The organism is Leifsonia sp. AK011, assembly GCF_013410945.1.
Classification (GTDB): Bacteria; Actinomycetota; Actinomycetes; order Actinomycetales; family Microbacteriaceae; genus Rhodoglobus.
Genome location: NZ_JACCCH010000001.1, coordinates 237,156 through 250,764, shown reverse-complemented (window position 1 = coordinate 250,764; position 13,609 = coordinate 237,156). Strand labels below are relative to the sequence as shown.

Genomic DNA, 13,609 nt, shown 5'->3' with positions numbered 1-13,609 from the left:
GCTCCGGAAAAGAGTGAATGGGCAGGGTGGGGTTAGGTGACCAGGTCCCGCCGCCGGACGGTGACGAGTGCCAGCGCGGTACCGGCGAGTGCCACGGCCACCAGCACGAGAGCGGATGTCGCGTCGAAGGCCTCCGCGGGCGCCGCCGAGCTGTACCGGAACGGGCTCACATTCTGGAGCCACTCCGGGAGTGCGAGCAGGTCGCCGAACTGGCCGAGCACGAGACCCAGCACGAGAAGCCCCCAGCCGAGAGCGATGGTGGCGCGGGGCACGAGGGCGAAGACCAGCGCCGTCACCGCGACGAACACGAGCGCGGCGGGGGCGTGCGCGAGACCCGCCCCCGCGTAGCTGCCGATGGCCGTGGCATCCCCGGAGGATGCTGCGATGAGCAGCCCAGCCGCGCCGCCGCCGAACGCACACACGACAACCACGGACAGGGCGGAGACGAGCAGGGTCGACCCCACCCACACCCCGCGTCCCGTCGGGGTGGCGAGCAGCATCTCCGCCCGGCCCTCCGCTTCCTCCGCGCGCAGACGCAGCACCGCCTGAACGCCGGCTGCCGCGGCCAGCACGCCCGCCATGCCGACGATGCCGCTCGTGAACACGTCGACGATGTCGAGGTCTGCTCCCGTGCCCGGCGCGAGGTTGCCGATGAGGGCAGCGAGAGACTCGTTGCCCTCCACGGCGTCGGCGACGATGGGAGCGACTGCTCCAGCAATGGTGCCGAGCGCCGCAGCGCCGATCGCCCACCCCGCGAGTGTGCCGCGCTGCAGGCGCCAGGCGAGGCCGAGCGTGCTGTGCCCGCCGAGCGTCGCCTCTGCCCGGCCCCCGCGTTCCACGAGCGGGCTCGAGCCGAGGTCCCGGCCCCGGCGCAGGCCCACCGACACCACGGCGAGCAGCGCCAAGGCGCCGAGCGACAGCAGCAACGGCACGAGCGTCGGCTCCGAGAATGGCCGGGTCGCTTGGCCCCACCCGATCGGCGAGAGCCACGAGATGCCGCTGGGCGTGACGCTCGTGAGGGCGTCGTTCGGTGTGCCGAGCGCATCGCCGATGCCGCGGACGACGTAGGCGATGCCGACGGATGCCGCGGCGATTCCGTTCGCGGCTCGTCCGGTGGGCGCGAACTGGGCGACGACGGCAGCGACACCGACGAACACGAGGCCCGTCGCTCCGACAGCCGCGCCCGCGATCGCCGAGCCTCCCAGCGGGAGACCGCCGACAACGTATCCGGCAGTGACCGCCACCGAGAGCACGACATTGGTGGTCACCCCGAGTGTGATCGTGGCGACAAGCGGTGTGCCGCGACCGATCGGGGTGGAGCCGAGGAGCTCGGCGCGACCCAACTCCTCGTCCCCGCGTGTGTGGCGCACAACGAGGAACGTGCTCATGAGTCCGGCGAGGACCGCCGTGAAGGAGAACGCCTGGAAGAACACGAGGGCACCGACATCCACCCCGTCCGGCAGCCCGCGAAGGAAGAGGAAGGCGGGGCTCGCGGCGGCGACAGCGACGATGGATGCCCGCTCCGCCTCTTCCGCGAACTCACTGCCGACGGCGCTCGCCGCGGCAAGCCCGAGGATCGTGATGCCGAGAATCCAGAGCAGGAGAATCCAGCGGTCTCGCCGTGCCTGGGCGCCGAGGAGTCGAAGGAACCCGCTCACCGTGCCACGTCCGCGGTGTCGCTCGCGCGGCTGTAGTGGCGGAGGAACAGCGACTCGAGGGACGCCGGTTCGACCGTCAGCGCCTCGACGGTGTGGGCGGACAGCGCCGAGAGCACCGCGGGGATGGCGTCGGCATCCGCCTCGAACTCGACGGCGTCCCCCGCGGAGCGCGCGTCGTGCACGCCGCCCAGTGTCTCGAGAACGGTCGCTGACACACCGGCGACCCGGAACGTCGTGCGGCTGAGGTGACGCAGCTCGGTGAGCGTTCCGCTCTCGACCGCGACCCCGGAGCGGATGATCGTCACGCGGTCGCACAGGCGCTCGACCTCACTCAGGATGTGGCTCGAGAGCAGCACTGTCGCCCCCTCGCTGCGCGCACGCTGCACCTGCAGGCTGAAGACGGACTCCATCACCGGGTCGAGTCCCGAGCTCGGCTCGTCGAGGATGTAGAGGCGCGCGGGCCGCGCGAACGCGGCGATGAGCGCCACCTTCTGCCGGTTCCCCTTCGAGTAGGTTCGCGCTTTCTTGCGCGGGTCGAACTCGAACTCCTCGATCAGTCGTTCCCGACGGCCAGGATCGGCTCCGCCGCGAAGGCTTGTGAGCAGGTCGATGGCCTCCCCGCCCGTGAGGCCGGGCCAGAGACTCACGTCGCCGGGAACGTAGGCGATTTCGCGGTGGGTCGCGAGTGGCTCTGCCCAGGGGTCGAGCCCGAGCACGCGGGCTCTCCCGCTCGTGGCTCGCATGAGTCCGAGGAGGATGCGGATCGTCGTGGACTTTCCGGCGCCGTTGGGGCCCAGAAATCCGTGAACCTCACCCTCGGCAACGGTGAGGTCGAGCCCGTCGAGGGCGCTGGCCCGTCCGAACTTCTTCGTGAGAGCGTGTGTCTCAATGATGGGTGTGCGTGCAGGGGTCATGGCACGGTCCTTCCGTGGTCGCGCTACAACGCCCACGGCGGTCGCCGAGGCGTTCCGCTTTCGCGGGCCGACCAGGCTTCCCGGCTCTCCGCCGCTCAGTATAGGACTGCGGGGAGCCGCCGTGAAGACTTTTCGCCAGACCTATCGAGCAGCGTGGAGTGAACCCTCGAGCGCCCGACGGAACCCTGGTGTCGCCGAGAGACTGCCTGCCCGGTCGACCGTGAGCACGTCGATGTCGAAGCGATCGGTGAGGTCGACGAGTGCGTCCGGTCCGCCCGCGACGATGGCGGTCGCGAGCACATCGGCGGTCACGATGTCGTCGGCGACAACACTCACCTGAACGAAGTCCGCCGGTCGCAGCCGGCCGCCCAACCAGATGTGGTCACCGCGCTCGGTGCTGCCGGAGGTCGCGATCGCCCGCCGCCGCGCCGAGAGGGGAATCGAGCACAGCAGGGCGGAGCGGTCGGCGGGGTCCGCGATCCCCGTGATCCAGGGCTCGTCTGCGGTGCGGACGAGGATGTCGCCGCCCACGTTGATCGACCAGTGCTGGCATCCCGCCGCATCCAGCAGGCCACCCGCCGCCTCGATGGCCTCGGCCTTCACGATGCCGTCCAGGTCGAGCGCGCCGTCGGGGCGGTGCGGGGTGAAGAGTCCGTTCGTGGCCGACCGCCAGTCGAGCGCTCGCGCGTAGGTCGCGAGCAGCTCGGGGCTCGCATCGAGCAGGTCGAGCGCAACGAGGCTCACCTCCGAGTCGTCGCGGTAGCGGCTGAAGCGCTGCTCGATGCGCTCGAAGTCGCGCTCGATCGCTGGCAGCACTCCTGCAGCGCTCGCGGGCAGCTCGATCGATGCGACCGTGCCCATCGTCTCGACCACGTGGCGCATCAGAAGCCCGCCTGGTCGAGTGCCGACTGCAGGGAGGTCAGGTACCCGCGCGTCGTATAGGTGGCACCACCCACGTTCGACACGTTCGCGGATTGTGAGGCGAGCACCTCCTCTCTCAGGATGGGTGCTGCGCGGTTGCTGATCTGCACCGACTTGCCGTCGGCGTCGGTGAGCTGGAGTGCCTGCACGTCGGTGATAGCTCCGCTGGAGATCACGACGGCGACCTGAACGTTGCCGAAGCGCGTGCTGACACTCGTGCCGGTGTAGGTGCCGTCGGCGGGTGTCGTAGCGGCGGGCACCTCGGTCGTGGGGGCCTCGGTCGCGGTGGGGCTCGGTGTCGTGGTGGTCGGCGCCGACGTGCCCCCGGCATCCACCGGCTGCGAGGTCGTCGTCTGGGTGATGGGCGCGGTGATGAGGGACCCGCCAGCCTGCCAACCGATCACGAGCAGGGAGATCGAGGCGACGATGCTCCCGACGAGTGCGCGTGTTCTCACCAGTCGAACCTCTCTGCGTGGAGTTGGTGTGACGGGATGCCCGCGGCCCGGGCATCCGCTTCGATGGAGTCGAGCCATCCCGTGGGCCCGCACAGGTACAGGTCGGAGTCCGCGAGGTCGGGGAACGTGCTCGTGAGGGTGACGCCACGGTCGGCGTCGCGCTGTGACATCCAGCTCGGGCCGGAGTGGGCGCGATGCCCGAGCATGACGTAGCAGGTGGCGCCCTTGGCGGCCGCGAGCGACTGGATCTCGTCCCAGAGGTAAGTCTCGCTCTCGTCGCTCGCCCGGAGGAGAACGATCGCCTCGCCCGGGGCGAAGTCGGCGTGCTCGAGCAGGGCGCGGATCGGGGTGACCCCGATGCCGGCCGCCGCGATAGCGAGTTTCGGTGCCGTGCGTGCGGCGTCGGAGAAGAGTCCGTACGGGCCCTCCAGCCAGACGCGTGTGCCCGCGGGAACCGCGCTGATGCGCGAGCTGCCAGCGCCGAGGTCGCGCACCGTGATGCGGGCCGAGGTATCGGTGGGCATCGCGGAGAGCGAGATCGGGTGGGAGTGCCACCAGGTCTTGCCGGTCCAGAAACGCCAGATGAAGAACTGCCCGCCCGAGGCACCGAGCGTGCGGAGGTCGCGCCCAGCGAGGTGGATCGAGGTGACGCCGGGTGCGATCTCACGAGTGCCCGCGACGGTGATGCCGTGGCGCAGGCTCGAGACGACCGGCTCGATGAACCGGAACGTGAGGATCGAGCCGAAGGCGAGCACGTACAGCGCGATCCAGTACACACGCTGCACGGTGCCCTCGGCGAGCGTCCCGCCCACGCTCAGCTGGTGCGGAAGCGCGACCGCCACGGCGATGTAGCTCAGGAGGTGCACGAGGTGCCAGCCCTCGTAGCTGAACCTGCGGCGCACCGCGACGAGTGACGTCACGACGACCGCGATGAGCAGGCCCATGGCGATGAAGGCGAGAGGCATGTCGGGGAGGGCGAGCATCGAGCCGATCTCGGCGATGGGATTGATGCCCTCGCTCATGCCGTAGCCGATGAGCAGAAGTACTCCGTGGCCCAGCAGCAGGTACAGCGCCGGCTTGCCGAGGGAACGGTGCACGGCAACAGCGCGATCGTGACCGATGGCGCGGTCGATGAACGGGATGCGCGCAGCGAGCACGAGCATGACGAGGATGAAGTTGGTTCCGAGGAGCCCGGTGACGATGCCAAGACTCGTGATGGCCTCGGCGGGCGAGCCGAACTGGCCCGCGCCACCCGAGGCGAGGAAGAGCGCGACAGATGCCGCGGTCGAGGCCCACAGCCCCACCACGAGTGCGTCGGCACGGCGTGCCCGGCGCGCGTACCGGCGCGCGGGATCGACCGGGGCCGCAAGGCGCGGAACGGCTCCGAGGGTTGGCGTCTGCGTGGTCATGTCACCACTGTCGAACCGGGGACTATGCGCCGACTGGGAACCGGGCCGCACTGGCGTGTGAGTCCTCACATCTTCGGGAAACTGACCTCCACGAGCAGGCCAGGATGCGTGTTGCGGGCCGTGGCGTCGCCACCGGCGTCCCTTGCGATCGCACGGACGAGAGCGAGCCCGAGTCCGCTGCCACCGGTGGCTCCCGTGCGCGAGGAGTCGGCGCGCGTGAAGCGATCGAAGGCGTGCGGCAGGAACTCGTCGGGCATGCCTGGGCCGTCGTCCGCGACCGCGAGCACGAGGGAACCGCCGCGCTCGGCGAGCGTCGCCGCGACCGTGCCGTCCCGTCCGACGGCGGCGATCGCGTTCGCGAACAGGTTGTCGGCGACGCGCCCGAACGCGGACGCATCGATGCGGTAGCGGCCGGCGGAAGGTGCTGCGGCAACATCGAAGTCGACCGTGACGTTGTTCGCGAGCGCGAGCATCCGCGCCCTGTCGACGCTGCCGGTGAACTCATCGACGAGCGTGGTGACCTCGGAGAGTGGCGCGGCCCCCGGCCGGCCCTCGAGCCGGGTGAGTTCGAGAAGGTTGGAGGCGAGCGAACCGAGCCGGTCGACGGATGTCTCGGCAGCCCGCACCTGACTGGCGAGGGCTTCAGCGTTCCCGAAGTCGTCGTGCGCGAGCTCGAGCTGGGTCTTGAGTGCGGCGAGGGGAGTGCGCAGCTCGTGTGCGGCATCCGAGACCATCTGCTTCTCGCGGTCGCGGGCCTGCTGGACCGGTCGCAGGGCCGCAGTTGCGATGAACCACGAGGCTGCGCCGAAGCCGAGGAGTAGCACGATGCCACCGATGACGAGCACGCGGTCAAGCCCTTCGAGCGCGATCTCGCTCGACGAGGTGCTGCGCGCCGACCACAGGGCCCAGGTGCCGTTCTCGCTGTCGATGGCGCGTCCCACGACGACGTACGTTCGGCGCTCGTCATCGCCGAACGTGAACTGCGTGTCCGTGGGAGGCCTGTGTTCGACGACCTCGTCGATGTCATGCGGAAGCGTGTTGACCTGTTCGACTCCGCGCGGGTCGCGCACGAGCACGAGCACACCGGTGCCGGGGTCGTCGACCGGCTCGTCGGGATTCGCCGCGATGTCGGACTCGAACGAGGTGAGGTCGCCACGGGCGAGGCTCACATCGGCGCTCGTGAGGATCGCCGCGACCTGCCCGCGCACGATGACCAGGGCGATCACGAGCAGCACCGCCGCGACCGCGAGGCTTCCGAGGGTGATGCGTGCGCGCACCGAGAGGCGGTCGAGCATCAGGAATCCACCGTCAGCACGTAGCCGACACCCCGCAGGGTCACGATCGTGAAGCCCGTATTGAGAGGCTCGAGCTTGCGGCGCACGTAGCGGATGTACTGGTCGACGATTGTCGGGTCCACGTAGTGGGTGGTGCCCCAGACCTCCTGCAGGATGTCGTTGCGGGATGCCGGTTCCCCGGCCCGCGCGGCGAGCATCCAGAGCAGCGCGAACTCCTTCGCGCTCAGGGCGATCGCGGTGTCACCCATCGTCGCGCGGATGGTCGCGGCATCCAGCGTCACGGTGCCCACGCGCAGGGTGGAGCGGGGCGCAGCCGAATCACGACGGACGAGCGCGCGGATGCGCGCGGTCAGCTCGGCGAAAGCGAACGGCTTGATGAGGTAATCGTCGGCCCCCGAGTCCAGGCCGAGCACGCGATCCTCGACGGCGTCACGTGCGGTGAGGAGGAGGACGGGCAGCGAGTTGCCCTGGTTGCGGATGTGGCGGCAGATCTCGAAGCCGTTCATCTCGGGCAGCATCACATCGATGGCTGCAGCGGAGAAGTCGTCGTTCGCGATCGCGACCAGGGCGTCGACACCGTTGGTCACGAGGGTGACGTCGTAGCCGACCTCCTCGAGGCCGTGGCTGACGAGACCGCCCATGGTCGGGTCGTCCTCCACCACCAGGATCTTCGCCATGGCCACACAGTACGCCCGGTGTCAGGGGGTGCGCCGCCCGGGCTTGTAGGAACTCACCGTGGGGTCGCCGGTAATCCAGTAGCGCCACGGGAACGCGTCACCGTCGCCGCCCGGGCCGCTCACGCCCACGCGTGGTCCAGTGCTGATGCTCGCGGGCCTCTCGTCGGGAACCAGGAGCTGCCACTGGCCGCCGAGGAGGTCGTCGCCATCGTTGCCCAGGTTCGCGCCGAGAGCCTGGGCGAGGTTGCCCGGCCCGCGCGCGAGGTCACGCTCGGGGAGGGCGCTCACCCGCGCGGGTTTGGTACGGCGGCGTCGGGCGAGGTCGGCTCCCTCGATCACGCGACCGGCTCGCACGAGGCATCCGTAGGGATGCCCGACCTCGCCAGCCACGACGTTGATCGCGTAGTGCATTCCGTACGTGAAGTAGGCGTAGAGGTGGCCGGCCTTGCCGAACATGGTGGAGTTGCGCGCCGTCTGGCCCCGGAAGGCGTGCGACCCAGGATCGCGCTCGCCCGTGTAGGCCTCCATCTCGGTGATGACGAGGCCAACAGTTCCGTCGTCGGTCGTGTGCTCGAGGTAGCAGCCGAGCAGGTCCGGTGCGAGCTCGAGCGCATCCCGCGTGAAGAACTCGCGGGATGCTGGCGCGAAGCCCTCCATGGTCACGGTTTCACTGTAACCACGCCTCGCGTCCGCGTCCGCGTCCGCGTTCTCGTTTGTGTTGTCGTTTCTCCGGAGCTTTCGGGCTTCACTCACATCGGCCACGCCGACTTCCGCCTGCGATGTTGACTCTCCAGAGGGAAGCTCCGGAGAAGAGTGAAATTGCAGGCGGGTGTAGCTTCGTCTGCTGCCTAGAACTCCGGCGTCGTGCGGCGGTAGTGGCGGTTGCGGATGCCGAGGATGGCGGACCCGATGAGGGCTGCGATGAGCGAGCCAGCCAGCACACCCACCTTCACGTGGTCGTCGGACTCGCTCCCGACACCGAACGAGAGCTCGCCGACGAGGAGCGAGACCGTGAAGCCGATGCCCGCGACGAACGACATGCCCAGCATGTCGATCCACTTGAGGCTCGGGTCGATGCGCAGGCCCGGCAGCCTCGTGACGAGGAAGGTCGTGCCCGTGATGCCGATGGCCTTGCCGAGAACGAGGCCTGCGATGATGCCGAGCGCGATCGTGTCCTGGAAGGACTCCGCGAGACCCGCGAGGCCACCCACGGAGACACCAGCGGCGAAGAACGCGAAGACGGGAACGGCGAAGGCCGTGGAAACCACACCCCAGCGGTCGGCAAAGTGTGCGGCCATGCCGTCGTAGAGCGGCTCGCCAGCGGCATCCGTACCCACGCGCACGCGCGCTCGCTTGGTCGCCATCACCGGAACCACGAACCCGAGAAGTACACCAGCGACCGTCGCGTGAATACCGGAAGCGTGCACGAGCGCCCACGTTGCGACGGCCAGTGGGATGAGGATCCACGGGCTGCGGATGCCACGGCGCACAGCCAAGGCGAACAGGCCGAGTGGCACGATCGCCAACAGAAGGGGAAGCAGCTCGACGTCGCTCGTGTAGAACACCGCGATGATCGAGATCGCGAGGAGGTCATCGACGACCGCGAGCGTCAGCAGGAACACCCGGAGGGCTGGAGGGAGGAACCGCCCGACCACGGCGATGACCGCGACCGCGAAGGCGATGTCTGTCGCTGCCGGGATCGCCCAGCCGTTCAACGCGGCTGGCCCCGCGTTGAGGTTGATGAGCACGTAGATCAGGGCTGGCAGGATCACCCCGCCGACGGCGGCGGTGATCGGGAGGATGGCCGTGCGGGGGTTGCGGAGCTTGCCGACGACGAACTCCTCCTTGAGCTCGAGGCCCACCACGAAGAAGAAGATCGCGAGCAGGCCGTCCGCGGCCCAGGCGCCCACCGAGAGGTTCAGGTGAAGAGCTTCGGGGCCGAACGTGAAGTCACGCACGCCCTCGTAGACGGGCGCGAGCGGGGTGTTCGCGAGCACGAGGGCGAGAACGGTTGCCCCGAGCAGGAGCGCTCCGCCGATCGTGTCGCTCTGCAGGGTCTGGTGGAGGCCCCGCCACATCGAGTGCGGTGCCTGCTCAGGCGGAGTGTGCGCGTCGGTCGCGTGGGCGACAGTGTTCTCCGCGCTGGAGTTCTCAGGTGTCGTGCCGGGCTCAGGAGTCATGATCCCTTTCGGGGAGGCGAAGAAGTCAGAGCCGTCGTGGAGACCAACCCGCCGACCAGACTTCCCGGCACACCAGGGCTCCAGTTTACCGGGTGGGGCTCACTCGTTCGCCTTGCTTCTCGTGCGCCTGCGTTCGCGGGGTCCCCCGAAACTACGCCAGCGTCGCGAGCAACTCCTCGACGCGGCTCTTCACGTCGTCGCGGATGACACGCACCTCGTCGAGGCTCAAGCCTGCCGGGTCGGTGAGCTCCCAGTCGAGGTACCGCTTGCCCGGGTAGATCGCGCAGGCATCGCCACATCCCATCGTGACGACCACGTCCGCGGCCTGCACGACGTCGTCGGTGAGGGGTTTCGGAAACTCCTCGGCCATATCGAGCCCGAGTTCTGCCATCACGGCAACGACCGCGGGGTTCAGTTCAGCCACCGGCGACGATCCGGCCGATCGAACGTGCACTCGTCCCTCGGACAGGCTCTTCGTGAGCACCGCCGCCATCTGGGAGCGGCCGGCGTTCTGCTCGCAGACGAACAGCACCTCCGGCACCGGAGACTCGATCGCGCCCTTCGCCTGGGCCAGCGCGGTCAGCCGATCCGTCGCGAAGCGGATGGTCTGGGATGCCAGGTGCGCCTTGACCTTCGAGGTGCGCAGCAGGCCGGTGTACGACTCGAGCACGTAGCGCTCAACGGTCTCGGCGCTGAAGATGCCCGCGAACTTCTCGGCGAGCTCGTCGGCGAGGCGCCTGAGGTAGTCCTCGGGATAGGCGAGTCCGGGCATCCCCCGGCGCGTGGAGAGGTCCATGATCAGGCGGCGGGGAGGATCTCGGCGAGGAGGGCCTGGATGCGCTGCTTGATGTCGTCGCGGATGGGGCGCACCTCGTCGATCGTCTTGCCCTTGGGGTCGACGAGTTCCCAGTCCTCGTAGCGCTTGCCGGGGAAGATCGGGCAGACGTCGCCGCATCCCATGGTGATCACGACGTCGGACTCGCGGACCTGCTCGGTGGTCATGAGCTGGGGCACGGCCTGCGAGATGTCGATGCCCTCCTCGGCCATGGCCTGCACGGCGATCGGGTTGATCTGGTCGCCCGGCTCGGAGCCGCCGGAGCGCACCTCGACGGCGCCGCCGGAGAGTTCACGCATGTAGCCGGCGGCCATCTGCGAGCGGCCGGCGTTGTGGATGCAGACGAAGAGGACGACGGGCTTGTCAGTGGTGGTCATGGCTAAAGCATAGACACATGTCTATATGTTCGCGATGGCCTGCGGATGAATTCATCCCGCGTTCACGTCGGCGAGCAGCTCACGCACCCGTCGATCGATCTCGTCACGCACCTCACGGACCCCGTCGAGCGTCATCGTCGCGGGGTCGGGCAGGTCCCAATCGAGGTACTTGCGACCGGGATAGATCGGGCAGGCATCGCCGCATCCCATCGTGATCACGTAGTCGGCTGCACGCACGACCTCGTCGGTGAGCGGCTTCGGGTACTCGCCGCCGACCGGAATGCCCACCTCGTCGAGCGCGGCGACGATCAGGGGGTTGATGCTGCCGGCAGGTTCGGAGCCCGCCGTGAGAACGCGAACGCGGTCGCCAGCGAGAGAGCGGAGGATCGCGGAGGCCAGCTGGGAGCGACCAGCGTTCTGCACACAGACGAACAGGATGTCGGGAACCTCCCCGGTCTCGAGTCCCTCGGCTTCCGCGAGCGCGCGAAGGCGATCACCTGCGAACTGGGCGGTGAGGGAGGGGAGCCGATGCGTGATGTGCGAGCGCTCGGAGAGGAGTGCGGCGCTCTCGGCGACGTAGTCGCGCACCGTCTCGGGGGAGAACGTGCCGCGGAACCGTGTGGCGAGATCCTGGGTGATGCGCGCGAGTGCCTCGGGCGACACGGAGTCGGCGGCATCCCGTGTGCGAACCGCGTCGTAGACCTCCGACACGCGCTGCGGCGCCACCGAGTACCAGACCGTGCGGCCGACCTGCTCGCGATCGAGCACGCCCTCATCGGCCATCGTCTTGAGGTGGTGGCTGACCGTCGGCTGCGAGAGTCCGAGCTCGGTTGCGAGTTCGGTGACCGGTCGCCTGCCGCCAGGAGTGTCGAGGATGAGACGGAGGATCTGGATGCGCGTCGGGTCGGCGATAGCGCGGAGGTTGCGCGCAATGTGCTCGGCTGCTTCGCGGTCGAGTGGGGCGGCATCCATAGACGGGAGTCTATGGGCAGGCGGGGGTCGTACGTGGGCGAGGTTTCGATGACGCCGGGCTTCGCCGCGGCTAATCAACCCCCAGCTCTGGCGGATCCTGTTGGTTGAGTAGCCGCGGGCGCAGCCCCGGCGTTATCGAAACCCCACCGACGCGCTACCTCAGCAGCAGTCCGTGCCATCCGCTGCCACGGTCGAGCACACGCCCGTCGCCGGCAGCTCGAGCCGCACCTCGGTGGCGGCGCCCAGGTCACCCGTGAGGTAAGCCACGATCGACCGCACCTGCTCGTGCCCGGTCGCGAGCAGGAAGGTGGGCGCACGCCCGTAGCTCTTCATGCCGGCGAGGAAGAAGTTCGGCTCCGGCTGCTGCAGCTCGGCGAAGCCATGCGGCTCGACAGTTCCGCACGTGTGCACGTTCGGGTCGATGAGGGGTGCGAGACGGCGCGGTGCCTCGACGATCTCGTCGAGGTCCAGGCGCACCTCGCGCAGCATGCCGAGGTCCGGCCGGAAGCCCGTAGCGCGCACGACGACGTCGGCGGTGCTGTGCTGCAGCTCGCCGTTGCGGAGGCCCGTGACATCCACTCGTCCGTCCTGATCGGACAAAGCAACGATCTCGAACCCGCTCACGAGCTCGATCAGCCCGCGATCCACGTACGTCGCGACACGAGAGCCGAGCGACGCGCGCCCTGGCAGCCCGTCGGACTCGGATGCCGTGACCCTCGCCGCGCTGGCATGACGAATCGCCCACGTCACGGTCGTCGTCGGCTCATCCCGAATCAGGCGGGCCAGGTTGATGAGCGTGTTCGCCGCGGAGTGCCCGGCACCCACCACGAGCACGTGCTTGCCGGCGAAACGCTCACGATCGGCGCCCAGCACGTCGGGCATCGCCGGGGTGACGCGGTCGGCGACCTCCGTGAAGCCCAGGGGATCGAGTCCGTTCGAGCCGAGACTGTTGCTCGTGCGGTAGGTGCCCGACGCGTCGATGACGGCCGCAGCCAGCAGCTCGGTCACGCCGTCGGCGCCACGCACGCGGAGGGCGAAGGGGGTCGTCGCGCGCCCCGGGGTGCGCGTGCGGTCCATGCCCTCACGCGTCACCGCGTCCACGGTGGTGCCGAGGCGCACGCGCGACGCGATGGCGGGCACGGATGCCAGGGGCTCGAGGTACTTCGTCACCAGGTCGATGCCGTAGGGCGCGACATCCGCTGGCGGTGCAACCCAGCCACTGGCCTCGAGGAGCCGTCGCGCGGCGGGATCGACGAGCTCGCTCCACGGCGAGAAGAGACGGATGTGACCCCACTCCCGCACACTGGCGGCAACCGAGTCGCCCGCCTCGAGGATCACGAAGTCGCGCCCGCGCTCCACGAGGTGCGCGGCGGCGGCGAGGCCGATGGGTCCCGCGCCGATGATCGCCACGGGCAGGGCATCGAGCCGCGAGGACGTCTCGGGAGGTGTTGTGAGGTCGATCAGCGTCATGCTGCTCCTTCATCGATGATCGTCGATATCCGAGTATGGCGCGCTATATCGATGACTGTCAATATCCGCTAGCCTGTGTCCATGAGCACCATGACCCTCCTGCCCGTGATCGATGCGGCCGCCTGCTGCGCACCCCTCACGCGCGAGCCGCTCGACCCGGCGCAGGCCGCCGATCTCGCGCGCTCGCTCAAGGCGATCGCTGACCCGTCGCGCCTGCGACTGCTGTCGATCATCGCGGCCTCCGAGGGTCAGGAGGCGTGCGTGTGCGACCTCACCGACGCGCTCGACGTGGGGCAGCCGACCGTCTCGCACCACCTCAAGGTGCTCACCGAGGGCGGGTTCGTCACCCGGTCGCAGCGCGGAACGTGGGCCTACTACGCTCTCGTGCCCGGCGCGCTCGACTCACTCTCGCGCCTGCTCGTCAGCGCATGAACCGGGCAACCGGG

The 13,609-nt window shown here is 69.1% G+C and carries 14 protein-coding genes; 1 reads left to right on the top strand and 13 read right to left on the bottom strand.

Translation table 11 applies throughout. The annotated features are described in order from the left end of the window. Positions 1–32: 32 nt before the first annotated feature. The 13 genes from HDC94_RS01210 to HDC94_RS01150 all read right to left on the bottom strand — a co-directional run bounded on the left by HDC94_RS01210 (position 33) and on the right by HDC94_RS01150 (position 13,163). Positions 33–1,658 carry an ABC transporter permease gene (locus tag HDC94_RS01210; protein WP_179494130.1) on the bottom strand — a complete coding sequence of 542 codons (1,626 nt, stop codon included), beginning with the start codon at positions 1,656–1,658 and terminating at the stop codon, positions 33–35. Next, positions 1,655–2,572 (bottom strand): ABC transporter ATP-binding protein, encoded by a 918-nt coding sequence (locus HDC94_RS01205; protein ID WP_179494128.1) that lies wholly within the window; start codon positions 2,570–2,572, stop codon positions 1,655–1,657. The genes HDC94_RS01210 and HDC94_RS01205 overlap by 4 nt, the downstream gene beginning before the upstream one ends. A gap of 141 nt (positions 2,573–2,713) precedes the next feature. Beyond that, positions 2,714–3,454, bottom strand: a complete 741-nt coding sequence (locus HDC94_RS01200) for an FAD:protein FMN transferase (RefSeq protein ID WP_257021608.1) — start codon at positions 3,452–3,454, stop codon at positions 2,714–2,716. After that, a complete protein-coding gene (locus HDC94_RS01195; RefSeq protein WP_308495595.1) occupies positions 3,454–3,948 on the bottom strand; it encodes an FMN-binding protein in 495 nt (164 codons plus the stop codon). Before HDC94_RS01195 ends, HDC94_RS01200 begins: the two co-directional genes overlap by 1 nt. Then, positions 3,945–5,357 carry a ferredoxin reductase family protein gene (locus HDC94_RS01190; protein ID WP_179494124.1) on the bottom strand — a complete coding sequence of 471 codons (1,413 nt, stop codon included), beginning with the start codon at positions 5,355–5,357 and terminating at the stop codon, positions 3,945–3,947. The genes HDC94_RS01195 and HDC94_RS01190 overlap by 4 nt, the downstream gene beginning before the upstream one ends. A gap of 65 nt (positions 5,358–5,422) precedes the next feature. Beyond that, positions 5,423–6,652, bottom strand: coding sequence for a cell wall metabolism sensor histidine kinase WalK (locus HDC94_RS01185; RefSeq protein ID WP_179494122.1), 1,230 nt, complete (start codon positions 6,650–6,652; stop codon positions 5,423–5,425). Continuing rightward, on the bottom strand, positions 6,652–7,329 hold the full coding sequence (locus HDC94_RS01180; protein WP_179494120.1) for a response regulator transcription factor: 678 nt from the start codon (positions 7,327–7,329) through the stop codon (positions 6,652–6,654). Before HDC94_RS01180 ends, HDC94_RS01185 begins: the two co-directional genes overlap by 1 nt. Before the next feature lie 21 nt (positions 7,330–7,350). Further along, the gene (locus HDC94_RS01175) at positions 7,351–7,986 is read right to left on the bottom strand and encodes a DNA-3-methyladenine glycosylase (RefSeq protein WP_179498752.1); all 636 of its coding nucleotides are present in this window, start codon (positions 7,984–7,986) and stop codon (positions 7,351–7,353) included. Positions 7,987–8,177: 191 nt separating this feature from the next. Next, on the bottom strand, positions 8,178–9,407 hold the full coding sequence (gene nhaA / locus HDC94_RS01170; RefSeq protein ID WP_179498751.1) for a Na+/H+ antiporter NhaA: 1,230 nt from the start codon (positions 9,405–9,407) through the stop codon (positions 8,178–8,180). Between the two features lie 253 nt (positions 9,408–9,660). Further along, positions 9,661–10,305, bottom strand: coding sequence for an arsenate reductase ArsC (locus HDC94_RS01165; protein ID WP_179494117.1), 645 nt, complete (start codon positions 10,303–10,305; stop codon positions 9,661–9,663). 2 nt (positions 10,306–10,307) lie between these two features. Then, a complete protein-coding gene (locus HDC94_RS01160) occupies positions 10,308–10,721 on the bottom strand; it encodes an arsenate reductase ArsC (RefSeq protein WP_179494114.1) in 414 nt (137 codons plus the stop codon). Between the two features lie 51 nt (positions 10,722–10,772). Further along, on the bottom strand, positions 10,773–11,693 hold the full coding sequence (locus HDC94_RS01155) for a metalloregulator ArsR/SmtB family transcription factor (RefSeq protein ID WP_179494112.1): 921 nt from the start codon (positions 11,691–11,693) through the stop codon (positions 10,773–10,775). 159 nt (positions 11,694–11,852) lie between these two features. Beyond that, a complete protein-coding gene (locus tag HDC94_RS01150; RefSeq protein WP_179494110.1) occupies positions 11,853–13,163 on the bottom strand; it encodes an FAD-dependent oxidoreductase in 1,311 nt (436 codons plus the stop codon). An 81-nt stretch (positions 13,164–13,244) separates the two neighbouring features. Here HDC94_RS01150 and HDC94_RS01145 point away from each other — a divergent pair, with 81 nt between their 5' ends. Continuing rightward, a complete protein-coding gene (locus HDC94_RS01145; protein ID WP_179494108.1) occupies positions 13,245–13,595 on the top strand; it encodes a metalloregulator ArsR/SmtB family transcription factor in 351 nt (116 codons plus the stop codon). Positions 13,596–13,609 lie beyond the last annotated feature (14 nt).

Bases quoted from the DNA above. Each gene is read 5' to 3' on its own strand.
- HDC94_RS01205 (WP_179494128.1), bottom strand. From the start codon at position 2,572: ATGACCCCTGCACGCACACCCATCATTGAGACACACGCTCTCACGAAG.
- HDC94_RS01200 (WP_257021608.1), bottom strand. From the start codon at position 3,454: ATGCGCCACGTGGTCGAGACGATGGGCACGGTCGCATCGATCGAGCTG.
- HDC94_RS01190 (WP_179494124.1), bottom strand. From the start codon at position 5,357: ATGACCACGCAGACGCCAACCCTCGGAGCCGTTCCGCGCCTTGCGGCC.
- HDC94_RS01185 (WP_179494122.1), bottom strand. From the start codon at position 6,652: ATGCTCGACCGCCTCTCGGTGCGCGCACGCATCACCCTCGGAAGCCTC.
- HDC94_RS01180 (WP_179494120.1), bottom strand. From the start codon at position 7,329: ATGGCGAAGATCCTGGTGGTGGAGGACGACCCGACCATGGGCGGTCTC.
- HDC94_RS01175 (WP_179498752.1), bottom strand. From the start codon at position 7,986: ATGGAGGGCTTCGCGCCAGCATCCCGCGAGTTCTTCACGCGGGATGCG.
- nhaA (WP_179498751.1), bottom strand. From the start codon at position 9,407: ATGTGGCGGGGCCTCCACCAGACCCTGCAGAGCGACACGATCGGCGGA.
- HDC94_RS01165 (WP_179494117.1), bottom strand. From the start codon at position 10,305: ATGGACCTCTCCACGCGCCGGGGGATGCCCGGACTCGCCTATCCCGAG.
- HDC94_RS01160 (WP_179494114.1), bottom strand. From the start codon at position 10,721: ATGACCACCACTGACAAGCCCGTCGTCCTCTTCGTCTGCATCCACAAC.
- HDC94_RS01155 (WP_179494112.1), bottom strand. From the start codon at position 11,693: ATGGATGCCGCCCCACTCGACCGCGAAGCAGCCGAGCACATTGCGCGC.
- HDC94_RS01150 (WP_179494110.1), bottom strand. From the start codon at position 13,163: ATGACGCTGATCGACCTCACAACACCTCCCGAGACGTCCTCGCGGCTC.
- HDC94_RS01145 (WP_179494108.1), top strand. From the start codon at position 13,245: ATGAGCACCATGACCCTCCTGCCCGTGATCGATGCGGCCGCCTGCTGC.